The following is a 23,683-nucleotide window of genomic DNA, read 5'->3' on the forward strand; positions in this document are numbered from 1 at the left end:
CTTTTTGATAGCTGCAAGCGCTTATCAGATAAGCGCTAGAGCATGGTTTTATTCAAAATTCTGCGCCGATCAAAGGGATGCCGCCGAGCGCGCCGCCTGGTCGTACATGCCTGAGAGCACACGCAGCAACCGGGCCAGCTCGCCGATGTCGCGGTTGAGCGCGTCGTCGGCTTTCAGGGCGTCGATCAGGCAGCTCTCGCGGATCTCGCGGTAGCGCTGCACGTAGGCACGGCCCACATCGGTGGCAGCGTAGGTCACTTCCTTGCCGTTCTTCTGCGAGGCCACGACGCCCAGGTTCTGCAGCTTTTTCAGCGCGTAGTTCACCAGGTGCGTGTCTTCCACATTCATGATGAAGCAGATGTCGGCCAGGCGCTTGTCGCGCGCGCGGTGCGTGACATGGTGCAGCACCACCACATCCAGTGGCGTCAAGTCCTTGAGCCCCGCCGCTGCCATGCAGTGCACCACCCAGCGGTGGAAGGCATTGCCCGCCACGATGAGGCCGAATTCGAACTCGCTCATTTCTGCGCTCTGTGCCGACACCAGGTGTGCCGATGACACGATGGGGCCGGAGTCGGTTTTGGCCTTGGACTTGGCGTCAGATTTCATGGAGGTTTCGGGCCTACGGGTTCTGTCATTGGCACGGGATATGCATGGGGCATTGTAGGCAAGTCGATGGTAATTTGTTGGCAATTTGTCAGCGTTTAGGCAAAACACCTATCGCAATCGGATCGGCTTCCGATACAGTGATTTGTTACATCCAATCTTGTACATACAACTCTGCGGAGCAATATCCATGAAGCGTCGAATCTTCCCCGTGACCGCACTTGCCCTGACCCTGGCGGCGGGCCTGTCTGCCACCTCGGCATTCGCCCAGACCAAGTGGGATCTGGCGGCCGCCTACCCAGCCACCAACTTCCACACCGAGAACATGGTGCAGTTGGCCGGCGATGTAGACAAGGCCACGGGCGGCAAGCTCAAGATCACGGTGCATGCCAACGCCGCGCTGTTCAAGGCCCCCGAAATCAAGCGCGCCGTGCAAGGTGGTCAGGCGCAGATGGGCGAGATCCTGCTGGCCAACTTCCAGAACGAATGGCAGCTGTTTGGTGTGGACGGCCTGCCCTTCCTGGCCGACAGCTACGACGCCTCCAAGAAGCTCTACGCTGCGCAAAAGCCCTTCCTCGAGAAGAAGCTGGCCGAACAAGGCATGGTGCTGCTGTATGCCGTGGCCTGGCCTCCGCAAGGCATCTACACCAAGAAGCCCCTGGCCTCGGCCGCCGACCTCAAGGGCATCAAGTGGCGCGCCTACAGCCCCGCCACCGCCCGCATTGCCGAGCTGGTGGGTGCACAGCCGGTGACAGTGCAGGCCGCAGAGTTCTCGCAGGCCCTCGCCACGGGCGTGGTCGAATCGACGATGACCTCGGGCGCCACCGGCGTGGACAGCAAGCTATATGAGCACCTCAAGTTCTACTACGACACCCAGGCCTGGCTGCCCAAGAACGCCGTGCTGGTGAACAAGAAGGCCTTTGACGCGCTGGACAAGCCCAGCCAGGACGCCCTGCTCAAGGCCGGTGCCGACGCCGAAGCACGCGGCTGGGCTGCCAGCGCCAAGGTCAACACCGACACCATCGCCAAGCTCAAGGCCAATGGCATGGCGGTAGAAGCGCCGCCCGCCGCACTGAAGGCCGACATGGCCAAGGTCGGCGACACCATGCTCAAGGAATGGCTGGACAAGGCCGGCCCCGAAGGCAAGGCGCTGATTGACGCCTACCGCAAGTAAGCTCGGGCATCCACGCAAATGCGTCGTCTGCTGGACTTTCTGTACGACAGCGCCGCCGCCCTGGCGGCGCTTTTCATGGTCGGCCTGCTGGGCATGGTGCTGCTGTCCATCGCCAGCCGGCAGTTCCACTTCCACGTGCCGGGCACGGATGCCTACGCAGGCTATCTGATGGCGGCTGCAGGTTTTCTGGCGCTGGCCCACACCTTGAAGCGCGGCGAACACATCCGCGTCACGCTGCTGCTCAACTTTTTGAAGGGCGGCGCAAAGAAGGCCTTTGAGATCTGGGCCCTGGCGATTGCCACGCTTCTGGCCGTGCTGTTTGCGGTGTACAGCTGCAAGCTGGCCTGGCAGTCGCACGAGTTCCACGACATCTCCACCGGCAGCGATGCCACCCCCCTGTGGATTCCCCAGATCGCCATGGCCGTGGGCACGGTGATTCTGGCCATCGCCTTCATCGACGAGCTGGTGCTGGAGGTGATGAACAAACGCGCCGACGCCCATCCCGGCGAAGCCTTGCGCAATGAATAAGACAACCAGGCCCATCTACCATGAGTGATCTCGCCATTACCGGCCTGCTGGTCCTGTCGCTGTTCCTGATTCTGGGCAGCGGTGTCTGGATCGGGCTGACCCTCTCGGGCGTCGCCTGGATCGGCATGCAACTGTTCTCGTCGCGCCCAGCTGGCGATGCGATGGCGGTGACGATCTGGGGCAGCGCCTCCAGCTGGACCTTGACCGCCCTGCCCCTGTTCATCTGGATGGGGGAAATCCTGTTTCGAACGCGGCTGTCGCAAGACATGTTCAAGGGCCTCGCCCCCTGGGTACAGGCCCTGCCGGGCCGCCTGCTGCACACCAACGTGGTGGGCTGCACGATTTTTGCGGCCGTGTCGGGGTCGAGTGCCGCCACCTGCGCCACCATCGGCAAGATGACACTGCCCGAACTGACACGCCGGGGCTACCCTGAGCACATGGTGGTGGGCACCCTGGCCGGTGCCAGCACGCTGGGCCTCTTGATCCCGCCGTCGATCATCATGATCGTCTACGGCGTATCGGCCGAAGTGTCCATCTCGCAGCTGTTCATTGCGGGCGTGCTGCCGGGCATTCTGCTGGCGGCCCTGTTCTCAGGCTACATCATGGTCTGGGCGCTGCGGCACCCCGACCAGATTCCCGCCGCCGACGTGCGCCTGACCTTTGCGCAAAAGCTGGCCGAGTCGCGCAGCCTGATCCCGGTGGTGCTGCTGATTGCGGCGGTGCTGGGCAGCATCTACACCGGCTTTGCCACGGCCACCGAAGCCGCAGCCGTGGGTGTGGTGGGCTCACTGGTTCTCTCGGCCGTGCAGGGCTCGATGAGCTGGAGCACCTTCAAGGAATCGCTGATGGGGGCCACGCGCCTGTACTGCATGATCGCGCTGATCCTGGCCGGTGCCGCATTTCTCACGCTATCGATGGGCTATATCGGTCTGCCGCGCCACCTGGCTGAATGGATTGCGTCGCTGGGGCTGAATCAGGGGCAGCTCCTCGTCGCGTTGGCCGTGTTCTTCATCATTCTGGGCTGCTTCCTGGACGGCATCTCCATGGTGGTGCTCACCATGGGCGTGCTCATGCCCACGGTGCAGGCTGCGGGCATCGACCCCATCTGGTTCGGCATCTTCATTGTGCTGGTGGTCGAGATGGCGCAGATCACACCGCCCGTGGGCTTCAACCTGTTCGTGCTGCAAGGAATGACGGGCCGCCAGCTGCCCTGGATCGCCAAGGTGGCCCTGCCCATGTTCCTGCTGATGTGCGCGGCCGTGGCGCTGCTCTATATCTTCCCCGGCATCGTCACCTGGCTGCCGCAGCAGATGGCGGCGCGCTGAGCCGCCGGCATACGAAACGGGTGTGGTCCAGAACAGGGCCACTCCGTTTTGCTCTTTTGGGGGAAGGCGCGAAGCGACCCAGGGGGACTTCATTTGCTGTGACAATCCCCCCATGCTCAATGTTCTGGCCATCTGCATCGGCGCCTGTGTGGGCGCACTGGCGCGCTGGCGCCTGGGCCTGTGGCTCAGCCCGGGCGGCTTGATTCCCTGGGGAACCCTGGCAGCCAACCTGGTGGGCGGTTATCTCATCGGCGTGTGTGTGGCTGTTTTTCACGCCCTGCCCCAGATCGATCCTGTCTGGCGGCTGGCCTTGGTCACGGGTTTTCTGGGCGCACTCACCACGTTCTCCAGCTTCTCGGCCGAGGTGGTTGAAATGCTGATGGTGCAACGCTACGCCATGGCCCTGGGCACTACAGCACTGCACCTGTTCGGGTCGCTATGCCTGACGGCGCTTGGCATACAAAGTGCTTCATATTTCATAGCAACTCGCGCATTGTAGACTTGCCCAAGGGTCCATTTTCTCTACACCTCATCCTCCATGGCATTACGCTGCCCAAGCCGGTGGCCGCAGCATTCGCCCCACCCCTTTTCCCCCTTCAGACCGACACGAAGAGTCTCTTATGGACGCCAATACCCAACTCAACGAACGCCGCCTGGCCGATGCCTGGGCGGAACTGCAGAACCACGCAGTCAACGGCAACCCCTTGCATGCAGACGCCTACCGCCTCGCATTTGCCGACCCGGAATTCCTGTTCCGCCGAGAGACACGCGGCATCCGCTTTCAGCTGGAAATGCTCAAGCCCGACCTGGGCCAGGCCGAGCAAGGCATCGAGAACACCGTGGTGGTCTACGGCAGCGCCCGGTTTGTGGCACCCGACGAGGCCGCAGCCCAGTTGGCCGAGGCCGAGGCCAGTGGCGACGAGGTGCGCCTGCAGCGTGCCCAGCAGGCCGTGCGCAACGCCCGCTACTACGACCTCGCCCGCCAGTTCGCCAAGGTGGTGGCGGAATACAGCGAGCACCAGCGCCCCGCAGACCGCATCTACATCTGCACGGGCGGCGGCCCCGGCATCATGGAGGCCGCCAACCGGGGGGCCCACGAAGCCGGTGCACTGAACGTGGGCCTGAATATCGCCCTGCCCCACGAGCAAAGCGGCAATCGCTTCATCTCGCCCTCGCTCTCCTTCAAGTTCCACTACTTCGCGCTGCGCAAGATGCACTTCATGATGCGCGCCAAGGCATTGGTGGCCTTCCCGGGGGGTTTTGGCACGCTGGACGAACTGTTCGAGGTGCTCACGCTGGTGCAGACCAAGAAAGCCAAGCCCGTGCCCATCGTGCTGTTTGGCACCGACTACTGGAGGCGGCTGATCAACTTCGAGGTGCTGGTGGAAGAAGGCACGATCTCCGCCCAAGACCTCAAGCTCTTTCACTACACCGACGACCCGCAAGAAGCGTGGGAGCTGATCAAGTCGTTCTACCAGCTGTAGGCCTTTCTTTGCCTACTGGCTCCGCACGGCAAGCGGCACTCAGCGCGGCCCCTGCCCCGGCTGTTTTTTCTCGCCCCCGATGCGCCACGCCAGCCGGGCGCCGCCCAGGCCTGCGGCGCCCACCCCCCAGAACAGGCCGCTCACGCCAATCACCGCCCCGGCCGATCCGAACATCAGGGGCATCAGCACGCTGGATGCGTTGATGGCCATGAGGCGCAGACCCAGAGCTTCGCCCTGGCGATGTGAGGGCGTGATCTGGTGCAGCAGGCTCATCACCATGGGCTGCCCCGTGCCCAGCACCAGGCCTAGCAACACCGAGCACAGCCCCATGGCCCAGGCGCTTTGCAGCATGGGGTACACCGCAAACAACACGGCCGTCACCAGCATGGCGCCGGCCATTACGCCCCGCTCGCGCAAGTGCTTGGCCACAAAGGGCATAAGCACGCGGATCACAGTGGCCGCAATCGCAAACGCCCCGAAGATGGTGCCAATGACCGCCGCCGACAAGCCGCGCTCATGCCCCAGCAGCGGCACCGCAAAGGCATGCACATCCCAGCACGACGAGATGAGCCAGTTCACGATGAGCAGGCGGCGAAACGGTGGGTCGTTCAGCAGATCCCAGGCACGCTGTGGCGGGCCATCTTTGGCGGAGGCTGCAGCCGCAGCGGGCAGATCCTGCGTGCTGCGCACACACCACCAACTGACCAGGGGCAGCAACGCCAGCAACGCAAAGGCCGCGCGGTAGCCTTCCAGGCTGCCCGGGGTGGTACCCGCATGGTCGATGGCCAGCCCCGCCGCAAATGGGCCGATGAAGTTGGACACCGCCGGGCCTATCGACAGCCAGCTGAACACCTGCTTGAGTGCGGTGGCGTCATGCACGGCGCGGCCCGCGTGGCGTTGCACGGCAATGGTGGCGCCCCCTGCGCCGGCGCCAGTCATCAAGGCCGCAACGCACAAGACCGCATAGGTCGGAAACACCACCGCCAGCCCAGCGCCCATGCACGCCACAGCCACCGAATAAGCCATCGGGCGCTTGAGGCCGTGGCGGTCTGCAAACCGGCCCGCAGGAAGGGCCAGAAACACCTGGGTGAGCGCGAACAGCGCCACCAGAAACCCCACCGCTGCCACGCTGTAGCCCTCGCGCAGCGCGAGCAGGGGCGCGGCCAGCCGCATGCCAGCCATGCTGCCGTGCACACAGATCTGCGCGGCAATCAGCCGGGCCAGTGCCCAGTTCACAGCGGATCGTCCTCGGGGTCCAGCCCCGGCAACGGCACGGTGGTGGCCCCTGGCGCAGGCAGGTCCTGCACATCCCGCAGGCGCTTCTGGATGGCGCGGGTGCGCACGCCCACCTCGTCAAACTTCTTGGCGGCGGCGTCGATGGATTTTTTGGTGGCCTCCACCACATCGCCAAACTTGGCGAACTCGGTCTTGACCATGCCCAGAAGGCTCCACACTTCTGACGAGCGTTTTTCAATCGCCAGCGTCTTGAAGCCCATCTGCAGGCTGTTGAGCATGGCGGCCAGATTGGCCGGGCCTGTGATCATCACGCGGCAATCGTTCTGCACGGCCTCGACCAGGCCGGGACGGCGCATGACCTCGGCAAACAGGCCTTCGGTGGGCAGGTACAGCACGGCAAAGTCGGTGGTGTGTGGGGGCGAGACGTACTTCGCGAAGATCTTCTTGGCTTCGAGCTTGATCGAGGTCTCGAACGCATTGCCCACAGACAAGATGGCCGCCTTGTCGGCCGCGTCCTGCGCATCCATCAGGCGCTGGTATTGCTCCACCGGGTACTTGGAGTCGATGGGCAGCCACACCGGGTGCTCGTCGCTCTTGCCCGGCAGGCGGATGGCAAATTCCACCAACTCATCGCTGCCTGGCACGGTCTTGACGTTGCGCGCGAACTGCTCGGGGGTAAGCACGTTGTCGATGATGGCGCCGAGCTGCATTTCGCCCCAGGTACCGCGCGACTTCACGTTGGTCATCACACGCTTCAAGTCGCCCACGCTGCCGGCCAAGGTCTGCATCTCGCCCAGGCCCTTGTGCACTTGTTCGAGCCGGTCGCTCACCAGCTTGAAGGATTCGCCCAGGCGCTGCTCCAGCGTGGCGTGGAGCTTTTCGTCCACCGTGCGGCGCATTTCTTCGAGCTTGGTGGCGTTGTCGGCCTGGATGGCGGCCAGGCGCTCGTTGAGCGCCGTGCGCAGTTGTTCGGCATTGTGCTGGCTGCCCTGCACCAGCCCGGTGAGCTGCTGCGACACCGCGTCTTGCAGCACCGCAAACTGGTTCTTGATCTGAAAGCTGTTGGCTTCGAGCTGGTCTTTGAGCGCTTGCGACATCACCCCCAGCTGCGACTGGGTGTCGCTCTTGAGCGAATCGAGCGTGAGGCGCGTGGCTGCGTCCAGGGCCGTGAGGCGCTGCTCCAGCCGCGCCTCGAACACGCCAAAGGCGGCCAACAGCTCAGCACGGCCGTTGCGCGATTCGGCCACCGCCTGCGTCAAACGCTCATCGACCGCGTGGCGCAGCCCCTCCAGCGTGGTCTGCGTGGTTTGGGTGAAGCCGCGCAGTTGCTGGCCCATGCCATCCAGCGCGCCATCGTTCTTGGCCACGGCCAGCTGGGTGGCCTGAGCAGTGCGCTCCAGTGCCTGCAGGCGGGCCAGCCATTCGGGCGGCAAATCCACGCGGGGGCGACGCAGCGCCAGCAGCGCGAGCGCGATGAACACCAGGGCCAGTGCGGCCAGCAGAACGAGGGTATCGGTAGTCAAGGAAGGATTACTATGGTTTCGATAGCTGCCAGCGCTTATCTATCAAGCGCTAGCGGCCAATTTCTCTTAATAGATCCGGCGTTACTGCGCCCGCAGGCCAGGCACGGGCTGGTTCACCGGAGTGAGGGGGGCACGCCCGCCCAAAAAGGCAATCAGGTTGTCCGCCGCCAGGTTGGCCATGGCGCGGCGCGTGGGCACCGTGGCGCTGGCGATGTGGGGCGTGAGCACCACGTTGGGCACGGTGAGCAGATCGGGGTGCACGCTGGGCTCGCCTTCAAACACATCCAGACCCGCCGCGGCAATGCGGCCTTCGCGCAGCGCCACGGCCAGCGCCGCGTCGTCCACAATGCCGCCACGCGCAATGTTGATGAGGGTGGCCGTGGGCTTCATCAGCGCGAGTTCGGCCGCGCCAATGGTGTGGTGCGAGGCTGCGCTGTACGGCACCACCAGCACCACATGGTCGGCCGTGCGCAGCAAGTCTTCCTTGCCCACGTAGGTGGCCTTGCATTCGGCTTCCAGGTCAGCCGACAGGCACGAGCGGTTGTGATAGAACACCTTCATGCCAAAGCCATGCGCGCCGCGCTTGGCAATGCCCTGCCCGATGCGCCCCATGCCGATGATGCCCAGCGTGCTGCCGTGGATGTCGCTGCCCGCGAACATGTCGTAGCTCCACTTCGTCCACTTGCCAGCGCGCAGGTAATGCTCGCTCTCGGTCATGCGGCGCGCCGTGGCCATCAAGAGCGCAAAGCCGAAGTCGGCCGTAGTCTCGGTCAGCACGTCGGGGGTGTTGGTGCCCAACACGCCCGCCGCCGTCATCGCGTCCACATCAAAGTTGTTGTAGCCCACGGCCATGTTGGCGCAGATTTTGAGGCGCGGCGCCGCAGCCAGCAACGCCGCGTCGATACGCTGACTGCCGGTGGTGAGCACTCCGTCCTTGTCCGCCAGGCGCACGCCCAGCTCGGCAGGGGTCCAGATCACGTCGTCGGGGTTGGCCTCCACGTCGAAGTGCTCACGCAGGCGGTCCACGATGTCGGGGAAGATCGCTCGCGCGACCAGGATGCGGGGTTTGCTCATGAATCTTCAGTCTCCAATGTATCGATACGGCTACCCTACCTTGCAACTGGCGCGGCCCGCACCAGCGGCCACCGTGCAAGGGCAGCCCCGCCGCACTGGTGGCGTCCCCCTTCCCATCGCGCAGCGATGAGAGAAGGGGGAAGCGGCGCGCCGCTCAAGGGGATGGTCACTACCTAAACCAGATGAAAGTCATAACGACAAACAGCGGCACCAGGATGCCCCCCGACCACAGCATGTAGCCAAAGAAGCTCGGCATCTTCACGCCCCGGTCTTCGGCGATGGCCTTGACCATGAGGTTGGGTGCGTTGCCGATGTAGGTGTTGGCCCCCATGAACACGGCCCCTGCCGAGATGGCAGCCAGTGTGGGCGCCAGGGTGGTCATCAGCACCGCAGGGTCGCCGCCCGCAGTGTTGAAAAACACGAGGTAGGTGGGGGCGTTGTCCAGGAACGAGCTCAGGGCACCCGTGGCCCAGAAATACATGGCCGGGTCGGGCGAACCATCTGCGCGGGTCACGGCCGACACAACGGCGCCAAACGGGCCGTTGACGCCCGCCTTGAGCATGGCGATGACCGGGATGATGGTGAGAAAGATGCCCGCAAACAGCTTGGCCACCTCTTGCATCGGCCCCCAGCCGAACTGGTTGTCTTCATGCACCTTCTTGGGCGTGAGCCACAGGGATACAAAGGTGACGATGACCAAACCGACGTCGCGCACGATGCCAGGCAGGCCAACGTCGGTGCCCGCGATGTTGAACACCACCGACGACTTCCAGAAGCCGCTGACCAGCACCAGCGCCACCACCACGCCCAGCAGGGCAAAGTTGACCTTGCCATCAAAGCCGATGGCCCGGCTGTCGGGTGTGGGGTCGGCCGTGATCACTTCTTCGCTGCGGCGGTAGTACCAGGAATCAAGCACAAAGAAGATGGCCAGCAGCGCACCCACGAGGAAAAGCGTTTCCTGGAAGATGTGGCTCACCGTCCAGAAGAAATCCACGCCCTTCAAGAAGCCCAGGAACAGCGGCGGATCGCCCAGCGGCGTGAGCGAACCCCCGGCGTTGGACACGATGAAGATGAAGAACACCACCACATGCGCCACATGCTTGCGGTTGTCGTTGGCGCGGATCAGGGGGCGGATCAGCAGCATGGACGCCCCGGTGGTGCCCATGAAGCTGGCCAGCACAGCGCCAATGGCCAGGATGGTGGTGTTGAGCCCCGGGCTGCCGTGCAGGTTGCCGCGAATGAAAATCCCGCCCGCGACAGTGAACAGCGCAGTCAGCAGGATCACAAACGGGATGTACTCCGCCACCAGCGCATGCACCAGACTCACGCCCGCCATGCCGGGGCCGAATGTGATGGCAAACGGCACCAGAAACGCCAGCCCCCAGGCTGCCGCCACCTTGCCAAAGTGGTGGTGCCAGAAGATCGGCGCCAGGAGCGGCATGAGGGCAATCGACAGCAGAATGCCCGCGAACGGAACGCCCCAGAGGACGGACAGCGTGCTGCCATCGATGTCGGCGGCCAGGGCCCAGCCGGGCAATGCCGCCAAAAGACCGGCCACTGCCAGCCCGCGCGAGAGTTTCATGGGTTGTGTCTCCATCCAGTTATAAAAATCGGGGCGCCTCACGGCGGTTTGACGTACTTCACAGCACATCGCGGCACTTCACGGAACCTCTGGGCGCTTCCGAGCGCCAGCGCGGCTACGCTGTCGCAGGGATATCAAACACCTGCCGCAGGTAGGCGAGGTATTTCTCGTCATCACACATGCCCTTGCCCGGCGTGTCCGACAGCTTGGCCACAGGCTGGTCGTTGCAACGCGTCATCTTGATGACCACCTGCAGCGGCTCGTGCGCCGGCGGGCTGCCCAGGTCATTGGTGAGATTGGTGCCAATGCCAAACGCCAGCTGGCAGCGGCCCCGGAACTGCTGGTACAGCTCGATGGTGCGCGGCACCGTGAGCGCATCGCTGAAGATCAGCGTCTTGGTCAGCGGGTCCACGCGGTTCTTGCGGTAGTGGTCCAAAAGGCGCTCGCCCCACGCGAACGGGTCGCCGCTGTCATGCCGCGCGCCGTCAAACAGCTTGCAAAAGTAAAGGTCAAAGTCGCGCAGGAAGGCGCTCATACCGTACACGTCCGACAGCGCAATGCCCAGGTCCCCCCGGTACTCCTTGGCCCACATTTCAAAGCCAAAGACCTGGCTGTCGCGCAGGCGCGGGCCCAGCGCCTGGCAGGCCTGCAGATATTCATGCGCCATGGTGCCCAAGGGCGTCACGCCCAGCTTCATGGCGTAAAGCACATTGCTGGTGCCCGCAAACTGGCCGGGGCCTGCCGGTGCGCCGGGACGGCGGTCGCCCGTGCCCAGGCGGGCCACCAGCACGCGCAGCACTTCTTCGTGCCAGGCGCGGCTAAAACGCCGGCGCGTGCCGTAGTCGGCAATCTTGAGGTCCGACAGGCCGTCACCCTGCAGCAGCGCAATCTTGGCATCCAGGCGGCGGCGGCCTTCCAGGAAGTCGGGCACTTTCTGCGTGTTGCGAAAGTAGACCTCATTGACGATGGCCAGCACCGGTATCTCAAACAGGATGGTGTGCAGCCACGGCCCCCGGATGGAGATTTCGATCTCGCCGTTGTGCTGGGGCGTGACGGTGATGTATTTCTCGTTGAGCTTGAACAGCCCGAGAAAATCCACGAAGTCGCTCTTGATGAAACGCAGGGATCGCAGGTAGGCCAGTTCGGCATCCTGGAACTGCAGGCAACACAGCGACCGGATCTCGTCGCGGATTTCGTTGGCAAACGGTGCCAGTTGCACGCCGGGGTTGCGGCACTTGAATTTGTATTCGACCTGCGCCCCCGGAAACTGGTGCAGCACGACCTGCATCATGGTGAACTTGTACAGGTCGGTGTCGAGCAGGCTGGTGATGATCATGGACAGGGCAAGCCTCAGAAATCGCGAACACGTTCCCAAGGCCTCAGACCGGGCAACGAAGCCACAAAGTGTAGGCCATCGGGGACCCTGGCACCGCGCAAGGCCAGCGGCGTCAGCCAGGTTTCAGCCGCCGCACAGCGCCTGGCCTGGTTAAGTGCCCTGTGGTGCGCCAGCGCTTATCTGTGTTGCGTTACGCGCTATCAAAACCATATCAGGCAATTTGCACGCGGTCAGCCGGGCACCACCAGAGCCTGCAGCACGGTGCGCAGCGCCTCGGGCACGGGCACCGGCCGGCGGGTTTCGCGGTCCACATACACATGGATGAAATGGCCAGCGGCAGCGGTCAGCGGCTCGCCTTGGGCAAACAGGCCCACCTCATACCTGACGCTGGAGCCGCCCAGCCGTGCCACGCGGATGCCCGCCTCCACCGTCTGCGGAAACGCCAGCGGGGCAAAGTAATTGCACTGGGTTTCGATCACCAGCCCAATGGTGCCGCCCGCATGGATATCGAGCACGCCTTGGTCGATCAGGTGGGCATTGACCGCTGTGTCAAACCAGCTGTAATACACGACGTTGTTCACATGGCCATACACGTCGTTGTCGGCCCAGCGTGTGGTGATGGAGCGAAAGGCCTGGTAGGCGCTGCGCGGCTGCGGAGACGGGCGGGCGGCCGGTGCGGACGCAGCGGCAGGGGTGGTGCTGGCGGCAGAAGTCATGGCCGCACATTCTGCCAGCGCTGGTGGTACTGCCAGGCCACGCGCCAGGTGTTGAGCTGGGCCAACACCGTGTCGTCCAGGTTGCGGCCGTAACCTCCGGCCATGGCAAAAACCAGGGGGATGCGCCGCTGCCACGCCCAGTCGAACACACGCCGGTCGCGCGCCTCCAGCCCGTCGTGCGTCACCGCCAGCCGCCCCAGGCGGTCACCCTCATGGGGGTCGGCACCTGCCAGATAGAAGATGAGCTGGGGCGCAAACCGCTGCTCCAGGGTATCGAGCGCCTGCTCCAGGGCCTGTAGATAGTCAGGGTCCGTGCAGCCATCGGGCAGCTCGACATCGAGGTCGCTGGGCTCCTTGCGGAACGGAAAGTTGCGGGCCCCGTGCAGCGACAGCGTGAACACGCTGTGGTCTCCCCGGAAGATGTGCGCCGTGCCGTTGCCCTGGTGCACATCCAGGTCAATCACCGCCACCTGGAGCGGCCGGGCGGTGCGCCCGCCGCCTCCCCGCGCCCATTCCACCTGCATCAACCGGGCGGCCACCGCCACGTCGTTGAACACACAAAACCCGCTGCCCTTGTCGGCATAGGCATGGTGCGTGCCCCCCGCAAGGTTGCCCGCCACCCCTTCGTGCAGTGCCACGCGGCTTGCAGCCACGGTAGCGCCCACAGAGCGCCGCGCGCGCTCGGCCATGGCCTCGCTCCAGGGAAACCCAATCTCGCGCTGGGCCAGGGGCGGCAGCGTGCCGTCGGCAATCGCATCGATGTAGTCGGGCGCATGGGCCAGCGCCAATTCGCGGTCGGATGCGGGCAAGGCCACCTGGAGCGACACACCCGGCAGGTGTTGGGCAATCCGGTCGCGCAGCAGTCTGTACTTGGCCATGGGAAACCGATGGCCTTCGGGCAAGGGCAGCACAAAATGGTCTGCGTAATAGGCGTGCATGACGCGATTGTGGCGAAGGGCGGATTTCTGGGTGGCCGACCCTAATTTGCTGCACCGCAACAAAAAACCCTTGCAATCGCGAACGAAGCCCCTAAAATTCAACCCATGCTGCACTGCAACATGACTTACCGAGTCAGGGCCAGCGCAGATGTCTGTGAACCACCTGGCCTTCAAGGCCCTCATTTTTAGGAGATATGACATGACGCTGACCGCTGAACAAATCCTGGCCTCGCACAAAGCCAACATCGAAACCCTGTTTGGTCTGACCACCAAGGCCTTCGAGGGCGTGGAAAAGCTGGTTGAACTGAACGTGACCGCTTCGCGCGCTGCCCTGTCGGAAGCCGCTACCCACACCCAGGCTGTCCTGGGCGTGAAGGACGCTCAAGAACTGCTGGCCCTGCAAGCCGGCCTGTTCCAGCCCCTGGCTGAAAAGACCGCCGCCTACAGCCGTCACCTGTATGACATCGCTTCGGGCACCGGCGCAGAATTCGGCAAGGCTTTTGAATCGCAAGCTGCTGATGCTCAGAAGAGCTTCACCAACTTGGTCGACAGCGCCGCCAAGAACGCACCTGCCGGCTCCGAAACCGCTGTGGCCGTGATGAAGAGCGCCGTCTCCGCTGCCAACAACGCTTTTGAATCCGTTCAAAAGGCCGTCAAGCAAGCGTCTGATGTAGCCGAAGCCAACTTCAACGCCGTGGCCAATACCGCTGCCAACGCCGCCAAGACTGCGGCTCCCCGCAAGCGCTAAGTCCAGTACCTGCGGTCTGGAGTGAAACCTCTAGGCCGCATTCAGGGAATACCCTGATAATTCAACCACGCGCTGCGGACACCCTCTGCAGTGCACCAGTTGTCTCCTTGGATCCTCTCGAAACCCCCGTTTCAGGGATCCTTTTAAAGCCCGGTTCATGACCGGGCTTTTTTTTGCCTGGACCTTCGCGCAGCGCACCGGAACTGGCTTTGCGCGGCTTCAGCGGCCGGTTCGGCGGGCAGCGGGGCCCCGTTGTGGCGGCCTTGTTGGAAATACCCGCCCCGTCCTCCCCGGCGGGCAGCCTCGCCTTTGCGCTACATCAGACGCTCGCACCAAATCCCGCTCTCTCTCGGGCGTTTATTAAGAATAATTCGTGTTTGCTTTATCATTGGCGGAGTTACAACCCCGAAAGATGCATCCATGTCGAAGACTGTGAAAGCCTTGCTGAGTGCTTGTGCCCTGGCCGCCGCTGCAGGCGTTGTCCATGCTCAGGAACAAGTCGTCAACCTCTACTCGGCCCGCCACTACTCCACCGACGAAGCGCTGTACAGCGGCTTCACCAAGGCCACTGGCATCAAGATCAACCGCGTGGATGCCGATGACGCCGGCATCCTGGCGCGCCTGAAGGCCGAGGGCGCTGCCTCGCCAGCGGACGTGATCCTGCTGGTGGACGCCGCACGTCTTTACAAGGGCGAAGTGGACGGTCTCTTCCAGCCCATCCAGTCCAAGGTGCTGAACGACGCCATCCCCGCCAACCTGCGCAGCAAGCCAGCCGCTGACGGCGGCATCGCCTGGTTCGGTCTTTCCACCCGCGCCCGCGTGATCGTCTACAACAAGGTCAAGATGCAAAAGGCGGACGTCGATACGTACGAAGAGCTGGGCGACCCCAAAAACAAGGGCAAGCTGTGCATCCGCTCCGGCTCGCACCCCTACAACCTGAGCCTTTTTGGCGCCGTGACAGAGCACATGGGCGAGCAGAAGGCCGAGGCCTGGCTCAAGGGCCTGGTGGCCAACCTGGCGCGCCCTCCCAAAGGTGGGGACACGGACCAGATCAAGGCAGTGGCTGCTGGCGAATGCGATATCGCCGTGACCAACAGCTACTACCTGGCCCGCATGATGCGTTCTACCAAGCCTGAAGATGTGGCTGTGGTGAACAAGGTGGGCGTGGTGTTCCCCAACCAGGAATCCTGGGGCACCCACCTGAACATCGCGGGCGGCGCTGTGGCCAAGCACTCCAAGAACCAGGCCAACGCGGTCAAGTTTCTGGAATACCTGGCCAGCCCGGAAGCACAGAACTACTTTGCCAATGGCAACAACGAGTGGCCTGCCGCAAAGGGTGTGACCCTGGACAACCCTGCCCTCAAGGCCATGACGGGTGGACAGCCTTTCAAGAGCGAGACCATTCCTATCAGCGCAGTGGGTGCCAACACCACGAAGGTGCAGCAGATGCTGGACCGCGTCGGCTTCCAGTAAGCCCGCCCGGCTCCTGACAAGCCCGGCCTGGCCGGGCTTTTTTTCGCCTGCAGAAAGTCGGCCTCGATGCGCCATAATTGACGTTTACGTTAACGTCACTTACAGGAGACAGCACATGGACATCAAGGGCAAGGTATTCATCGTCACCGGCGGCGCATCGGGCCTGGGTGAAGGTACGGCACGCATGCTGGCGGCCCAGGGCGGCACCGTGGTCATAGCCGACATGCAGGCCGACAAAGGCGAAGCCGTGGCCCAGGAGATCGGCGGCGCCTTTGTGAAATGTGATGTCAGCAACGAGGCCGATGGCCAGGCGGTAGTGGCCAAGGCGGTTTCGCTGGGCAAGCTCATGGGCCTGGTCAACTGTGCTGGCATTGCCCCCGCAGAAAAAACAGTGGGCAAGAACGGCGCCCATGCCCTCGCGCTGTTCAGCAAGACCATCACGGTCAATCTGATCGGCAGCTTCAATATGATCCGCCTGGCCGCCGAAGCCATGAGCAAGAACGAACCCGAATCCACCGGGGAGCGCGGTGCGCTGATCTCGACGGCCAGCGTCGCGGCGTATGACGGCCAAATTGGCCAGGCAGCCTATGCCGCATCCAAGGGCGGCGTGGTCGGCATGACCCTGCCGATCGCCCGCGACTTGGCGCGCAACGGCATCCGCAATATGACGATTGCCCCCGGCATCTTCGGCACACCGATGCTGTTTGGCATGCCGCAAGAAGTGCAGGACGCGCTGGCCGCTGGTGTGCCCTTCCCTAGCCGCCTGGGCACGCCGCAGGACTATGCCAAGCTGGTGCAGCACATCTTTGAGAACGACATGCTCAATGGCGAAGTGATTCGCCTCGACGGTGCCATCCGCTTGGCACCACGCTGAAACAATGGCCTGTGGCGCTGACAGCGTCACACCTTATTTGCTATTAAATATATAGCACACAAGGCTTTCATATAAAGCGCTACGGGCCATTTTCTTCAAACGTCTACCTTTCGCACCTCCTGAGAAGGAGGTTGTCATTGCCAGGAAGTTAGACGGCTGTCATCAGCAGCCTGTTCACGGTTTCGCATGGTCGTAAGCAGGCTCTCAGACCAGGGTGACGCGACGCTCTGTCATCCAGGCATCCAGTTGCGCCGCCGGAACCGGCCGACTGAAGTAATACCCCTGGCCGGTATTGCAACCCAAAGATAGCAAAGCTTCACACTGCGTGGCCGTCTCGACCCCTTCGGCGATGGACTCCAGGTCGAGGCTCTGTGCCAAGCCGATGATGGCGCGCACGATGTGTTGGGCGCTGCCGTCTTCGCCAAGATGGCGCACGAAGGACTGGTCAATCTTGAGCTTGTGAACCCGCAGGCGCTGGATGTAGCTGAACGACGAGTAGCCTGTGCCAAAGTCGTCAATGGACAGCTGCACCCCCAGGTCGAACAGCTGCTGGACAATGGCGATCACCTTTTCAGGGGCGTCCATGGCAATGCTCTCGGTCAACTCCAGCTCCAACATCTGTGGCGACACCCCGCTGTCAGCCAGTGCCTGCTGCACCATCTCGACCAAACCAGGATGGCGAAACTGAACCATCGACAGATTGACCGCCACCGTGAACCCGGTATGGCCCGCTTCGCACCACGCGCGTGCCTGTGCCAATGCCGTGCGCAATACCCATTCCCCAATGCCCAGAATCTGCCCACTGCTTTCCGCCACGGGGATGAACTCTGCGGGGCTGATCAAGCCGAGCTCCGGATGGGTCCAGCGCAGCAATGCCTCAACCCCGGTGAGCCTGCGGTCGCGCAAACGGATCTGGGGCTGGTAGTGCAACGCCAACTGGTTTTGCACCACCGCACTGCGCAACGCATTTTCTATCTGCAACACCCGCAATGAATGGGCTTGCATATCGGCAGAGAAAAACCGGTAGGTGTCACGCCCCGTCTCCTTGGCACGGAACATCGCCGCATCAGCACGCTGTGCCAGGGTTTCAAACTCACGGCCATCCTCTGGATACAAAGCAATGCCGATGGACGACGTCACCACCAGCTCATGGTGGCCCAACCTGCAGACCCGGCGCACCTCGGACTGCAGGCTCTCGGCCACATGGGCGGCATGCTGCGCATCCGCCAATGGCAGCACGATGATGAACTCGTCTCCCCCAGGGCGCGACACGGTATCTTCCTCGCGCAGCACCAGCTGCAGTCGGTGTGCGATCTCCACCAGCAACTCATCGCCCACCTGGTGACCCAGGGAGTCATTGACATTCTTGAAATGGTCCAGATCCAGGTACAGCAATGCAAGATGCTGTCCGCTGCGCTGGGTCAGCGCAAGCGCCTGGCTGAACCGCGACGCAAACATCGTACGGTTGGGCAAGCCCGTCAGCGCATCAAAGTTGACCAGCTTGCGGATACGCTCTTCATCGCGCTTGCGTTCGGTCACATCTTCTTGCACGGCCAGGTAGTGCGTGATCCGCCCTTGCTCATCGTGCAGCGGCGAAATGATGGCCGACTCATAGTACTCACGACCGTCCTTGCGGCGGTTGAGAAACTCGCCGCGCCAGGCACGTCCCGATGACAGATGCGCCCAAAGGTCGGCATAAACAGACAGCGGGGTTCCCCCTGCGCTGAGCAGGCGCGGGTTGCGCCCGACAACTTCGGCAAGGCTGTATCCGGTGGTGACGGAAAAAGCCGGATTCACATATTCAATGTTGCCGTCGGCTCCAGCGATGAAGATCGAATTGGGAGCCTGTTCTACGGCATGGCGCAGTTTTCGCAAGGTATCGAGCGTCTGCACCCGCTGCGTGATGTCACGGGACAACACCACAAAATGCGCCTCTGACGCCTCATCCATCACTTTGCGGGCCACGGAGAGTTCGAACCAGTGCTTGCCGTCTGGCAGATCGAGTGTGTACTGGAAATCACGGGCAACCCCGTGCTCGGCAGCCGCGTCAATGGCACGCTGTGCCACCGCAGCAGCCTGCGGTGGAAGAATGTCGTGAATGGTGCGACCCAGAACCTGTTCGGTCGGCAACAGCAGCAACTCGGGCTGGCGCGTATGGATCTCGACATAACGACCACCGCGCGTCACCTCGAACATGAGATCGGGAACCGCGTCCAGCACCGCACGCAAGGCCTTGTCGGACTGCTTCAGTGCGCGGTATGGCGCCTCAATAGTGCCCACAAAAATGGCCCGGTACAGATAGTAGTAACCCACCACCTTGTAGACATGGCCCAGCAGGTTAAAAGGATCCGTGGCAGTAACGTAGAAAGTGAAAAAGAACTCGCTCAGGGCCATCACCCACACGGCAGCGAAGAGGCGAGCCACATCAAACGATGTACGATCTCTCGCCAGACGCAGCAAGAGAGCCAGCGACGCGGCATACAAGGCAATCACGCCATATTCAGCCGCAATCTTGAACGGGGTAAGACCTGTTGATCCGTAGGTTTCGGGATACCAGTGCGGGTACCAGAAAACCAACACGTGAACCGCTGCGACAACGCCCAGGACCAGCGCCAGCACGGCAAATCGCCCCGGCCCCGCAGGCGCCGAATCCCCAGGCGCATGCCAGTGCAGCCCCAGCGCCCACAGCAGGCTTACAGCCACCAGGTAACGCGCAGGCAGCCAGAAATTGATGCCCTTGGCCACCGAATTGGCCGTGACGTAATCGGGCATGCCGGCATACGACAGCATGTGCGAAAAATCCAGCAGGGCCACACCCAAAAAACCGCAGGCGAGAATGAACACGTTCCGCTGAGGATTGATGCTGTGCGCCTTCCAGCCCACCGCAAAAACCAGTGCTGACACCACAATCGAGAGCGTTTCCAGCCCCTGGTGAATTACCAGGAAATGCCGCACTCGTTCGGGACTCGCCATCGAGAAATACGCCCAGGCGGCAACTGCTGCCCCGGTCAGCAGCCACAACACCGGCGCCACGCTTCTGAAGCTGGCGGTATGTTGGGAATGGATCTGCCACCGGGAGGGAGTCATGGGCGCCTTGTCTCTTTGATGTGCCCCACCCTCAGTGCGGCCATGCCGTTACACATTCTTGCACACCCCGTCTTCAGCCACAAACCAGGAACACAGGCGCCAAAAAAAACCGCTGCAGCCTTTCGACTGCAGCGGTTGATGACTGGCGGAGTGGACGGGACTCGAACCCGCGACCCCCGGCGTGACAGGCCGGTATTCTAACCAACTGAACTACCACTCCTGGCAGGCAGCTTTTGCTTGCATCTTTTCAACACAAGCCAAGCGCTACAACTTGGCGACCCTACGGGGATTCGAACCCCGGTACTCACCGTGAAAGGGTGATGTCCTAGGCCTCTAGACGATAGGGTCAAAACCTTGGAACTAACCGTTAACAAACTTTGGTGGAGGTAAACGGGATCGAACCGATGACCTCTTGCATGCCATGCAAGCGCTCTCCCAGCTGAGCTATACCCCCAAAATTTCTCTGGCTTACACCAAAGAAAAACCCTTGCATATCAAAGACCTGCAAGGGTTTTGACTGGCGGAGTGGACGGGACTCGAACCCGCGACCCCCGGCGTGACAGGCCGGTATTCTAACCAACTGAACTACCACTCCTGGCAGGCAGCTTTTGCTTGCATCTTTTCAACACAAGCCAAGCGCTACAACTTGGCGACCCTACGGGGATTCGAACCCCGGTACTCACCGTGAAAGGGTGATGTCCTAGGCCTCTAGACGATAGGGTCAAAACCTTGGAACTAACCGTTAACAAACTTTGGTGGAGGTAAACGGGATCGAACCGATGACCTCTTGCATGCCATGCAAGCGCTCTCCCAGCTGAGCTATACCCCCACTTAATGACTCGAAACACACCGTGTTTGTTGTCATCATCTGAGCCTTGAATTATAGACAGATTTTTAGCGGTTTCGCAAACGCGCTACAACTTTTTCACGACCAACCAATTCCAGTACGGCATCCACCGAGGGCGTGTGGGCCGTACCCACGGTCAGAACCCGTGCGGGCATGGCCAACTGGGGCATCTTCAGGCCCTGGCTAGCCAGCACCTGCTTAAACGCAGCGCTGATGGAAGCCTTGTCCCATGCACAGGCCGACAGCGCATCGGCCAAAGCATCCAGCGCGGGTGCAATGGCTTCGGTAACGTGCTGGCTGCGCTCCGCATCCACGGGCGTTACCTCACCGTAGAAGACATGCGCCCAATCGGCGAGCGCCACTGTGGTGTCGCAGCGATCCTTGAACAAGGCGCAAATCCGCGCAAGCCGCCCATCTGCCAGCGCTTCGGCAGATACACCCCGCTGCTGCAGCTGAGGCGCCACCAGCGCGGCCAGTGCGTCGTCGGCCATGGCCTTGAGGTGCTGGGCGTTCACCCAACGCAGCTTGGCTTCGTCGAACTGGGCCGCACTTCGACCCAGGTGGTCGAGGTTGAACCATTGCAGGAATTGCTCGCGGCTGAAGATCTCATCGTCGCCGTGGCTCCAGCCCAAGCGCGCCAGGTAGTTCACCATGGCATCGGGCAGATAGCCTTCGTCGCGGTACTGCGTGACGGGCTTGGCACCGTTGCGCTTGCTCATCTTCTCGCCTTGCTCGTTGAGCACGGTGGGCAGGTGGGCATACACCGGCGGCTCCTTGCCCAGAGCGCGGAAGATATTGATCTGGCGCGGCGTGTTGTTCACGTGGTCGTCACCCCGGATCACGTGGGTGATGGCCATGTCGATATCGTCCACCACCACACAGAAGTTGTAGGTGGGTGTTCCGTCCGGGCGCGCAATCACAAGATCGTCGAGTTCGTCATTGCTGATCTCGATGCGGCCTTTGACCTTGTCGTCCCACGCCACCACACCGCCTTGCGGGTTCTTGAAACGCAGCACGGGCAATACCCCCTCGGGCACGGGCGGCAGGGTTTTTCCAGCCTCGGGGCGCCAGGTGCCGTCATAGCGGGGCTTTTCCTTGGCGGCCATCTGCTTCTCTCGCAAGGCATCCAGTTCGGCCACGCTCATGTAGCAGGGATACACATGGCCTGCGGCCTGCAGCTCTGCCAACACAGTCTTGTAGCGGTCCATGCGCTGCATTTGGTAGAACGGGCCTTCGTCGTGGTCCAGCCCGAGCCATGCCATGCCTTCGATGATCACGTCTACCGCCGCCTGGCTGGAACGCTCCAGGTCCGTGTCTTCAATGCGCAGGATGAAATCGCCGCCCGTAGCACGGGCAAACGCCCAGGGGTACAGCGCAGAGCGGATGTTGCCCAGGTGGATAAATCCCGTGGGAGACGGGGCAAAACGGGTGCGCACGCGGCCCGCGCCGGAAGCAGTGGTATCAGTCATGTCAATAAGTTCTGGCCCTCGCGGGGCCAGTTTCAAGATTCAATCAATCCAGAGAGCGGGGGCAAAGCTTGCTGCCAGGTCGCCATCCAGGACAAGGCGACCTGCAACGATCCTATGCCTAAACCTCTTGGGCATTCGGCAGCGCCAGGCGGGAGGTGTCTTCCTCTCCCTCCTCCACCCCCACCCGCCCCTCGTTCAGGCTGGCGATGCCCTCGGCAGTAATGTCTCCGGTCACATAAACACCATCAAAGCAGGACGCATCAAACCCTACGATGGCGCTATTGAGGGCGCCCACCGCCTTTTTCATGCCGTCCACATCCTGGTAGATCAGCGCGTCGCAGCCAATTGCCTGGCGAATCTCTTCCACCGTGCGGCCATGGGCCACCAGTTCGCTGCTGGTGGGCATGTCAATACCGTACACGTTGGGGTAACGCACCGGCGGTGCAGCGCTGGCAAGGTACACCTTGCGCGCGCCCGCGTCGCGTGCCATCTGCACGATCTCGCGGCTGGTGGTGCCACGCACGATGGAATCGTCCACCAACAACACGTTGCGGCCCTTGAACTCGCTGCCGATCACATTGAGCTTCTGGCGCACCGACTTCTTGCGCACACCCTGCCCCGGCATGATGAAGGTCCGGCCCACATAGCGGTTCTTGACGAAGCCTTCGCGGTATGGGATGCCCAGCAGGTGAGCCAATTGCGTGGCACTGGGGCGGCTGGACTCGGGGATCGGGATGATCACGTCGATTTCGTTGGGTGGCACGGTAGACACCACGCGCTTGGCAAGGGCCTCGCCCAGGTTCAGACGCGCCTGGTACACCGAAATGCCGTCGAGCACCGAGTCCGGGCGCGCCAGGTACACGAATTCGAAGATGCAGGGGTTGAGCTGCGGGTTTTCGGCGCATTGGCGGGCATGCACCTGTCCGTCGAGCGTGATGAAGATCGCCTCGCCGGGGTCGATGTTGCGCTCGAACACATGCGATGTGCCCTCCAGGGCGACCGATTCGCTGCCCACCATCACAGTTCCATCCTGGCTGCGCCCCATGGCCAGCGGGCGAATGCCGTGCGGGTCGCGGAAGGCCAGCAGGCCGTGGCCTGCTATCAGCGCGATCACGGCATAAGAGCCCTTGATGCGTTTGTGTACCGCACGTACCGCAGTGAAGACGTCTTCAGGCTGCAGCGGCACACCCCGGGTGGCACGCTCCAGCTCGTGCGCGAACACATTCAGCAGAACTTCAGAATCGCTTTCCGTGTTCGTATGGCGGTGGTCCGTCAGGAACAGCTCGGTGCGAAGTTCGCGCGCATTGGTCAGGTTGCCGTTGTGCACCAGCACGATGCCGAACGGTGCATTGACATAGAACGGCTGCGCCTCTTCTTCGCTGTAGGCGTTGCCTGCGGTGGGGTAGCGCACCTGGCCCAGACCCACATTGCCAGGCAACGCGCGCATGTTGCGCGTGCGGAACACATCGCGCACCATGCCCTTGGCCTTGTGCATGAAAAACTTGCGGCCCTGCTGGGTCACGATGCCCGCTGCGTCCTGACCACGGTGCTGCAAGAGCAGCAAGGCGTCATAGATCAGCTGATTGACGGGCGCTGGACTGACGACGCCGACGATTCCACACATAGTTGTATTCCATCCGTTTGCGGGAACAGCCCCGCGGCAACC

The 23,683-nt window shown here is 62.5% G+C and carries 19 protein-coding genes and 6 tRNA genes; 8 read left to right on the top strand and 17 right to left on the bottom strand.

Translation table 11 applies throughout. From position 1 onward, the window contains the following. Window positions 1-69: 69 nt before the first annotated feature. Complete coding sequence (locus ACT89O_RS15030) at window positions 70-606, bottom strand: winged helix DNA-binding protein (protein WP_487260468.1); 537 nt, start codon at window positions 604-606, stop codon at window positions 70-72. Window positions 607-793: 187 nt separating this feature from the next. Between ACT89O_RS15030 and ACT89O_RS15035 the strand changes: the two genes are divergently transcribed. From ACT89O_RS15035 to ACT89O_RS15055, 5 genes are all read left to right on the top strand, one after another. Further along, window positions 794-1,777 carry a TRAP transporter substrate-binding protein gene (locus tag ACT89O_RS15035; RefSeq protein WP_055402541.1) on the top strand — a complete coding sequence of 328 codons (984 nt, stop codon included), beginning with the start codon at window positions 794-796 and terminating at the stop codon, window positions 1,775-1,777. Between the two features lie 18 nt (window positions 1,778-1,795). Continuing rightward, complete coding sequence (locus ACT89O_RS15040; RefSeq protein WP_121420420.1) at window positions 1,796-2,305, top strand: TRAP transporter small permease; 510 nt, start codon at window positions 1,796-1,798, stop codon at window positions 2,303-2,305. A 20-nt stretch (window positions 2,306-2,325) separates the two neighbouring features. After that, window positions 2,326-3,630, top strand: a complete 1,305-nt coding sequence (locus ACT89O_RS15045) for a TRAP transporter large permease (RefSeq protein WP_121420421.1) — start codon at window positions 2,326-2,328, stop codon at window positions 3,628-3,630. 112 nt (window positions 3,631-3,742) lie between these two features. Continuing rightward, entirely contained in the window at window positions 3,743-4,129 is a 387-nt protein-coding gene (crcB, locus tag ACT89O_RS15050; protein WP_487260469.1) for a fluoride efflux transporter CrcB, read from the top strand. 121 nt (window positions 4,130-4,250) lie between these two features. Next, window positions 4,251-5,114, top strand: a complete 864-nt coding sequence (locus ACT89O_RS15055; RefSeq protein ID WP_055402549.1) for an LOG family protein — start codon at window positions 4,251-4,253, stop codon at window positions 5,112-5,114. Window positions 5,115-5,153: 39 nt separating this feature from the next. Here the strand turns inward: ACT89O_RS15055 and ACT89O_RS15060 are convergent, their stop codons facing one another. The 7 genes from ACT89O_RS15060 to ACT89O_RS15090 form a co-directional block, all read right to left on the bottom strand. Beyond that, window positions 5,154-6,350, bottom strand: coding sequence for an MFS transporter (locus ACT89O_RS15060; protein WP_431149534.1), 1,197 nt, complete (start codon window positions 6,348-6,350; stop codon window positions 5,154-5,156). Continuing rightward, entirely contained in the window at window positions 6,347-7,873 is a 1,527-nt protein-coding gene (locus ACT89O_RS15065; RefSeq protein ID WP_487260470.1) for a DNA recombination protein RmuC, read from the bottom strand. The genes ACT89O_RS15060 and ACT89O_RS15065 overlap by 4 nt, the downstream gene beginning before the upstream one ends. Window positions 7,874-7,954: 81 nt before the next feature. Next, complete coding sequence (locus tag ACT89O_RS15070) at window positions 7,955-8,947, bottom strand: 2-hydroxyacid dehydrogenase (RefSeq protein WP_487260471.1); 993 nt, start codon at window positions 8,945-8,947, stop codon at window positions 7,955-7,957. Window positions 8,948-9,116: 169 nt separating this feature from the next. Continuing rightward, window positions 9,117-10,529, bottom strand: coding sequence for a sodium:proton antiporter (locus ACT89O_RS15075; protein WP_487260472.1), 1,413 nt, complete (start codon window positions 10,527-10,529; stop codon window positions 9,117-9,119). Between the two features lie 115 nt (window positions 10,530-10,644). Next, on the bottom strand, window positions 10,645-11,865 hold the full coding sequence (gene pncB / locus ACT89O_RS15080) for a nicotinate phosphoribosyltransferase (protein WP_176886269.1): 1,221 nt from the start codon (window positions 11,863-11,865) through the stop codon (window positions 10,645-10,647). Between the two features lie 230 nt (window positions 11,866-12,095). Continuing rightward, the gene (locus tag ACT89O_RS15085) at window positions 12,096-12,581 is read right to left on the bottom strand and encodes an acyl-CoA thioesterase (protein WP_121420425.1); all 486 of its coding nucleotides are present in this window, start codon (window positions 12,579-12,581) and stop codon (window positions 12,096-12,098) included. After that, window positions 12,578-13,519, bottom strand: a complete 942-nt coding sequence (locus tag ACT89O_RS15090; protein WP_121420426.1) for a histone deacetylase family protein — start codon at window positions 13,517-13,519, stop codon at window positions 12,578-12,580. Before ACT89O_RS15090 ends, ACT89O_RS15085 begins: the two co-directional genes overlap by 4 nt. Window positions 13,520-13,718: 199 nt before the next feature. Here ACT89O_RS15090 and ACT89O_RS15095 point away from each other — a divergent pair, with 199 nt between their 5' ends. The 3 genes from ACT89O_RS15095 (at window position 13,719) to ACT89O_RS15105 (ending at window position 16,614) form a co-directional block, all read left to right on the top strand. After that, a complete protein-coding gene (locus ACT89O_RS15095) occupies window positions 13,719-14,267 on the top strand; it encodes a phasin family protein (RefSeq protein WP_055402564.1) in 549 nt (182 codons plus the stop codon). Window positions 14,268-14,687: 420 nt separating this feature from the next. Then, the gene (locus tag ACT89O_RS15100) at window positions 14,688-15,740 is read left to right on the top strand and encodes an extracellular solute-binding protein (RefSeq protein WP_121506091.1); all 1,053 of its coding nucleotides are present in this window, start codon (window positions 14,688-14,690) and stop codon (window positions 15,738-15,740) included. 115 nt (window positions 15,741-15,855) lie between these two features. Further along, the gene (locus tag ACT89O_RS15105; protein WP_487260473.1) at window positions 15,856-16,614 is read left to right on the top strand and encodes a 3-hydroxyacyl-CoA dehydrogenase; all 759 of its coding nucleotides are present in this window, start codon (window positions 15,856-15,858) and stop codon (window positions 16,612-16,614) included. 204 nt (window positions 16,615-16,818) lie between these two features. Here ACT89O_RS15105 and ACT89O_RS15110 read toward each other — a convergent pair whose 3' ends face one another. The 9 genes from ACT89O_RS15110 to purF all read right to left on the bottom strand — a co-directional run bounded on the left by ACT89O_RS15110 (window position 16,819) and on the right by purF (window position 23,641). Beyond that, window positions 16,819-19,701 carry a bifunctional diguanylate cyclase/phosphodiesterase gene (locus ACT89O_RS15110; protein ID WP_487260474.1) on the bottom strand — a complete coding sequence of 961 codons (2,883 nt, stop codon included), beginning with the start codon at window positions 19,699-19,701 and terminating at the stop codon, window positions 16,819-16,821. A 143-nt stretch (window positions 19,702-19,844) separates the two neighbouring features. Next, a tRNA-Asp gene (locus ACT89O_RS15115) sits at window positions 19,845-19,921 on the bottom strand. 52 nt (window positions 19,922-19,973) lie between these two features. Then, window positions 19,974-20,049 (bottom strand) — tRNA-Glu (locus tag ACT89O_RS15120). Between the two features lie 30 nt (window positions 20,050-20,079). Further along, a tRNA-Ala gene (locus ACT89O_RS15125) sits at window positions 20,080-20,155 on the bottom strand. Window positions 20,156-20,219: 64 nt separating this feature from the next. Beyond that, a tRNA-Asp gene (locus ACT89O_RS15130) sits at window positions 20,220-20,296 on the bottom strand. A 52-nt stretch (window positions 20,297-20,348) separates the two neighbouring features. Continuing rightward, window positions 20,349-20,424: transfer RNA gene (locus ACT89O_RS15135), tRNA-Glu, on the bottom strand. A gap of 30 nt (window positions 20,425-20,454) precedes the next feature. Then, window positions 20,455-20,530: transfer RNA gene (locus ACT89O_RS15140), tRNA-Ala, on the bottom strand. Window positions 20,531-20,595: 65 nt separating this feature from the next. After that, window positions 20,596-22,017 carry a glutamate--tRNA ligase gene (gene gltX, locus ACT89O_RS15145; RefSeq protein ID WP_121420429.1) on the bottom strand — a complete coding sequence of 474 codons (1,422 nt, stop codon included), beginning with the start codon at window positions 22,015-22,017 and terminating at the stop codon, window positions 20,596-20,598. A 118-nt stretch (window positions 22,018-22,135) separates the two neighbouring features. Next, window positions 22,136-23,641, bottom strand: a complete 1,506-nt coding sequence (gene purF / locus ACT89O_RS15150; protein WP_055402574.1) for an amidophosphoribosyltransferase — start codon at window positions 23,639-23,641, stop codon at window positions 22,136-22,138. Between the last annotated feature and the right edge of the window lie 42 nt (window positions 23,642-23,683).

Source organism: Acidovorax sp. NN32, from assembly GCF_057597245.1.